Genomic DNA, 5,238 nt, shown 5'->3' with positions numbered 1-5,238 from the left:
GGGGCCGACACTCCGGTCCTGAGCGACGTGCTGACCTCGGGGGTCTGGAAGCCGGCGGGGGAGCTGCAATTCTTCCGCTCCTGGTCGCCGACAGGGACCCCGCAGCCCTCGGCCTCGCCGGGGACTCCGCAACCATCGACTCCGCCGGGGACCACGGAACCCTGGGTTCCGTACGGGCACCGGCCCGGACAGACGGGGACCGAGCAGGATTCTGGGCAGACCAGCCGGCCGCCGGTTCTCGACTCCTATCCCGCCGCGGGCGGCGGCCAGGGCTGGGAGTGGAGTAAGCGGGCGCCGGAGTCGGCTCCGCTTCCCTGGGAAGAGATGGACCGTCTCGGCTTCCTCGGGGGACTGACCCGTACGATCAGCCTCGCCCTTCGCGACTCCGAGACATTCTTCCGCGGGGTCGGGCACGGACGGGCGTTGATGCCCGCCCTGGTCTTCGGCCTCCTGATGACCGCCTTCTCTTCTCTGGTGGTTTCCGCCTACGAGCTGGCCATGCTGAGGTTCTTCGGGAGCATGATCGAGTCGACGATGGCCGAGATGCCAAATCTCTTCCAGGGGGATCTCCAGGAAATGATGCGCTGGAATCTGTTCGGAAGAGGTCTGGCTCTGGTTCTCTACCCGCCCATCATCTTCGTCTTCGCGGGGGTTGCGCACTTCTTCGTGCGCCTCTTCGGAAGGCCCGACGCGGACTTCGCCACGACCTTCCGCATGGCAAACTACGTCTGGGCGATCGACGCGCTCGCGGCGATCCCGGTATGCGGATACGTCATCGCGGCCATCTGGGGACTCGTGCTCCTGATCAAGGGCCTCTCGCGCCTGCACCGGGTAGGGACGCTCTCCGCCCTCGTCGCCGTGCTCCTGGCGCTGCCGATCGTCATCTTCGCCCCATCGCTCGTCCTGGCGCTCTTCCGCGCCGTGTCCGGATTGGGATCGTCTGTTTGAGGCGACTCGGAGGTTTCCGTGCTCGATAACCTGCTTGCCCCGTCGGCGCGGTTCGCGCCGCTCCTCATCCGTCTGATCGTCGGAACCATCGCGGTGACGCACGGCTGGCCCAAGATGAAGGACCTCGGCGCCTTCATCGCGAATGTCGACCGGATGGGGATTCCCCTTCCCGCCGTCTTCGGCACGGCGGCCGCGATCAGCGAGTTCCTGGGAGGGATCGCCCTGATCCTCGGTCTCTTCGGCCGGTGGGCGGCCTTCTTCTTCGGATGCGTGATGGCGGTCGCGGTCTTCAAGATCCACGGGCCGAACGGCTTCCTGGCCAAGACCAACGGGTACGAGTATCCCCTCGTGCTCCTCGTGGCCAGCCTGAGCCTCATGCTGACCGGTTCTGGGCCGGTCTCGATCGACCGGCTGGTGGGGAGGAAGAAGTGATGACCTCAACGGTCGAATGGAAGGGCGGGCTGGAGTTCGCCGGAACATTCTCCTCGGGCCATGCGATGACGATGGATGTCCCCGAGGACCGCGGCGGGACGAACAAGGGGCCGCGTCCCGTCGAGATGCTCCTGATGGGGCTGGCGGGTTGCACGGGGATAGACGTGATCGAGATCCTCCGCAAGAAGCGGCAGCGGGTTTCGTCGTTCAAGGTCCTCGTGTCGGGCGAGCGTCGCGAGGCGCATCCGAGGATCTTCGAGACGATCCGGATCGTCTACGAGGTGGCCGGGGAAGAGCTGGACCCGAACGCGATCCGGCAGGCTGTCGCGCTGTCCGAGGAGAAGTACTGTTCCGTGTCGGCCATGCTGCGGCAATCTGCGGCCCTGACGACCGAGATCCGGATCGTTCCTTAGGTGGGCGCCCGGAAAGTGAAAGGGGATCTGCCGCGTGAAGAAGGATGACGATCGCGTCTTCCTGTACACCGACGGCGCCTGCAAGGGGAATCCGGGGCCGGGCGGGTGGGCCGCGGTCCTGATCCATCCCGCCAGCGGGAAGCGGAGGGAGATCTGGGGCGCCGTGCCTTCCACGACCAACAACCGGATGGAGCTGACAGCGGTCATCGAGGGGCTGAAGCTCATTGTCCGCCCCGTGGACGTGGAGGTCGTGAGCGACTCGCGCTACGTCGTCCAGGGGATGTCCGAGTGGATCCACGACTGGATCAGGCGGGGATGGAGGACGGCCGCGAAGAAGCCGGTCCTGAACGAGGATCTCTGGCGCGAGCTGCACCGGCTCGCGCAGGAGCGGGGAAACGTCCGCTTCCGCTGGGTCGAGGGGCACGCGGGGCATCCCGAGAATGAGCGGTGCGATCGCTTGGCGGTGCGTGCCTACGAGGAGATGCTTGAGCGGGAGCCGTGAGCCATGATCCGGCTCGAGCGGATGGAGATGCCCAGCGCCGCGGATTGGGACGCGGCCATCGCGGGATACGAGCTGAGGCACTTCTACCACGCCAGTCCCTGGCTCGAGTTCATCCGCAGGACGCAGCCGGTCAAGCCGTGGTTCTACAGGATCCTCGACGGCGCGCGCCTCATCGGCTACTTGCCCGGGTTCCGCCTGCGCAAGTGGGGCGTGCCGATCTACGGTTCTCCCTTTCCCGGCTGGACCACTCCGTACATGGGCCCTGTCGCGGCCGCGGATGTCGATCGCGCCGCGCTATTGCGGGCGATCGCCGCCCGCCTCGCGGCCGATCGCTTCTGGCACGCGGAGCTTCGGCACGACGAAGTGGGGCGCGAGGAGGCCGCCGCCGCGGGATTCCAGACGCTTCCCGGGCGGACCTACATCGCCGAGATCGCGGCCGATCCGGAGGCGATCCTTGCGAGCTACAACAAGTCGGCGCGCAAGGCCGTGCACCGCGCAGAGCGCGACGGGCTGGTAGCCGAGTTCACGACCGATCCCGCCTTCATCGAGACCTACTACGAGCAACTGCGCGAGGTCTTCACGAAGAGCCGCATGAGTCCGACCTATCCCAGGGAGCGGATCGAAGTCCTCTGGCGGCTTCTGATGCCTACCGGGCGGATGCTGGCGACGCGCGTGATCCAGGATGGCAAGTGCGTGGCGACGCGGATCGACTTCTGCGGGGAGAAGTGCCTTCACTCCTTCGGGTCGGCTTCGTCCTTGAAGGACCTCAGGAGTTTCCCGAACGAGCTTGCCAGGTTCCACGTGATGCGTGAGGCAGCCGCGCGCGGCCTGCGCAAGTACGACATGTCGGGCGGCGGCGACTACAAGGCCAAGTTCAACGCGCAGCTTGTCGATCTTCCGCGCCTCGTGAGGAGCAGCCGGCCGCTGATGGCGGCGCGTGGGGCGTTCAGGAAACTCGCCAAGCTGAGGCTCGCGAGAGGGTGGGGAATCGCGCGGAGCGCGGAGCGCCGTGGCGTGAGGACGGCGCGGCCCGAGCGAGGGTCTTGACCCTGAGTCGTGCCGCTGACGGAGTAGGCCGTGGGCGGATCCGGCGAGGAGCTTACGAAGGCCGGCCCGTGATCAAGTGAACGAGATCCGCCAGGCTCACGAATCGGACCGCGATCTCGCCCACGTGTCGGTCGTAGGAACGCGCCACGTCAGTCGCGACCACGTAGTTGCGGCCGCCCGGGTATCGCGCGCGAAACGCTCTGATGCCACGCGGATCGAACTCATCGGATGAGCGCTTGCACTCGATGGCGATCGTCTCGGAACCGGGTTGCGCGATCACGAAGTCGACCTCGTTTCCATGCTTGCTTCGCCAATACTGGATGGATCGGGATTGGAGATGGGCATGGAGCTCGTTGAGGACGAGGTGCTCCCAGAGAACGCCAACATCTTCCGGACGCAGCTCCTTCCAGCCGCGAAACGCACAGACGAATCCGGTGTCGAACGCATAGACCTTTGGAGCCGATACGATTTCCTGGGCCCGGCTCCGACTGAAGGGCCGGAGCACATGGACGACAAACGTCGATTCCAGGATGCTCAGGTAGTTGCCCACCGTGGTGCGGCTCACCTCGCAGTCGCGGGAGAACCGCGTCGCCTGAAAGACGCCTCCGCTGTTTGCGAGAAGCAGCTCCGCGAAGCGCCTGAAGGACTGACGGCGCCCGAGTCGGAACAGCTCGAGGATGTCCTTCGCCCAGTAGTCGTCGATCCACTCTTGAAACTCACGCTCGTTCCGGGAGGCCTTGAGGAAGAACGGCGGAAGACCGCCGCAAGATAGGCGGTGCTCAAGGTCGGTGTTTCCGAAGTCGGCCTGGTCGGTGAGCGTCATCGGGGTCAACCAGAGGGTCGACTTCCTCCCCGTCAAGGTGTCGCGGAATCGAGCCGTGGCAGCGAGGGTAGAGGACCCGGTCGCGATGACTCGGGTTGTTGGATAGTGGTCGGCGGCGATCTTCAGTATCTGCGAAGGGTCCTGCAGTCGATGGATCTCGTCCAGGATGATGCGCCGCCCCTTGACCCGTTCCAGGAAGGCCTCCTCGTCCTCCATCAGCTTCCTGTCGCTGGGCCGCTCGCAGTCGAAGTACTCGGCGGCTTGGAGTGTTCGGCAGAGGGACGTCTTGCCGACTCGTCGAACCCCTGCCAACCAGATGACAGAGCGTTCCTCCCACATCGACTCGATCTCATTTATCCAAAACGATCTGGAGTACATGCCAAGCATTGTTGCGTATGGATGAACCAAACGCAAGAACTATATGCGTTCAGCCTATTGATTGTTATGAAAGCAGTTAAGGCCAGTCGACGCCACGCTTCAGTATCCACTCGATCGGCACGAGCCTCAACCTCCATACGGGCCGGGGACTCCTCGAGCGCGCTGAGCTGCTGGCGCCCGCCGGCATCGATCCTGCCCTGCGCGCGCCGCGTGGGTTTCTCCTCGACCGTCGCCTACGAACGAGCGCCGTGGGACGGCCTCGGCTCAGTCCCGCTCTCGGGCGTCTATCGCCGCCACGAGCCTGAGAAGACAGTCCTGCACGGGATCGTGCGCGAGCACCTGGAGACCTTCCTCGTCCGGGCGCGCGCGTGCGACGGTGACGGCTATCCGCGCTTCGTCGAGCGGGAGTTCCGTCGCTACCTCGACTGCGGCCTGCTCTGCCACGGCTTCGCACGCCTGCGCTGCCCGCAGTGCGGCTACGAGAGGCTGGTGGCCTTCTCGTGCAAGGGCAAGCTCTGTCCGAGCTGCCTCGCCCGGCGGGCGGGGGACACCGCGGCCTGGCTCGTGGATCATCTCCTGCCCGAGGCCGGCTACCGCCAATGGGTGTTGACCTTCCCCTGGAGCCTGCGCTTCCGGCTGGCGATGGATCGTGCGTTGGTCCATGAACTGCTGACGGTCTTCCTGCGGACTCTCTT

The 5,238-nt window shown here is 65.6% G+C and carries 7 protein-coding genes; 6 read left to right on the top strand and 1 reads right to left on the bottom strand.

The features are described 5' to 3' along the window. The 5 genes from FJY88_11685 to FJY88_11665 form a co-directional block, all read left to right on the top strand. Nucleotides 1-948 (top strand): hypothetical protein (locus FJY88_11685; GenBank protein MBM3287993.1); only part of this gene is annotated, 948 nt, incomplete at its 5' end. 18 nt (nt 949-966) lie between these two features. Next, the gene (locus FJY88_11680; protein MBM3287992.1) at nt 967-1,380 is read left to right on the top strand and encodes a DoxX family protein; all 414 of its coding nucleotides are present in this window, start codon (nt 967-969) and stop codon (nt 1,378-1,380) included. Beyond that, complete coding sequence (locus FJY88_11675) at nt 1,380-1,793, top strand: OsmC family protein (protein MBM3287991.1); 414 nt, start codon at nt 1,380-1,382, stop codon at nt 1,791-1,793. The genes FJY88_11680 and FJY88_11675 overlap by 1 nt, the downstream gene beginning before the upstream one ends. Nucleotides 1,794-1,827: 34 nt before the next feature. Beyond that, nucleotides 1,828-2,295, top strand: a complete 468-nt coding sequence (gene rnhA / locus FJY88_11670; protein MBM3287990.1) for a ribonuclease HI — start codon at nt 1,828-1,830, stop codon at nt 2,293-2,295. Between the two features lie 3 nt (nt 2,296-2,298). Continuing rightward, nucleotides 2,299-3,342: a GNAT family N-acetyltransferase gene (locus FJY88_11665; GenBank protein MBM3287989.1), complete on the top strand. Its 1,044-nt coding sequence runs from the start codon at nt 2,299-2,301 to the stop codon at nt 3,340-3,342. Nucleotides 3,343-3,394: 52 nt separating this feature from the next. Here FJY88_11665 and FJY88_11660 read toward each other — a convergent pair whose 3' ends face one another. Beyond that, on the bottom strand, nt 3,395-4,552 hold the full coding sequence (locus FJY88_11660) for an ATP-binding protein (GenBank protein MBM3287988.1): 1,158 nt from the start codon (nt 4,550-4,552) through the stop codon (nt 3,395-3,397). 12 nt (nt 4,553-4,564) lie between these two features. Between FJY88_11660 and FJY88_11655 the strand changes: the two genes are divergently transcribed. After that, a partial coding sequence (locus tag FJY88_11655; GenBank protein ID MBM3287987.1) for a hypothetical protein occupies nt 4,565-5,238 on the top strand: 674 nt, incomplete at its 3' end.

The organism is Candidatus Eisenbacteria bacterium (genome assembly GCA_016867495.1).
GTDB lineage: Bacteria > Eisenbacteria > RBG-16-71-46 > CAIMUX01 > VGJL01 > VGJL01.
This window is presented reverse-complemented; position numbering and strand designations above follow the sequence as displayed.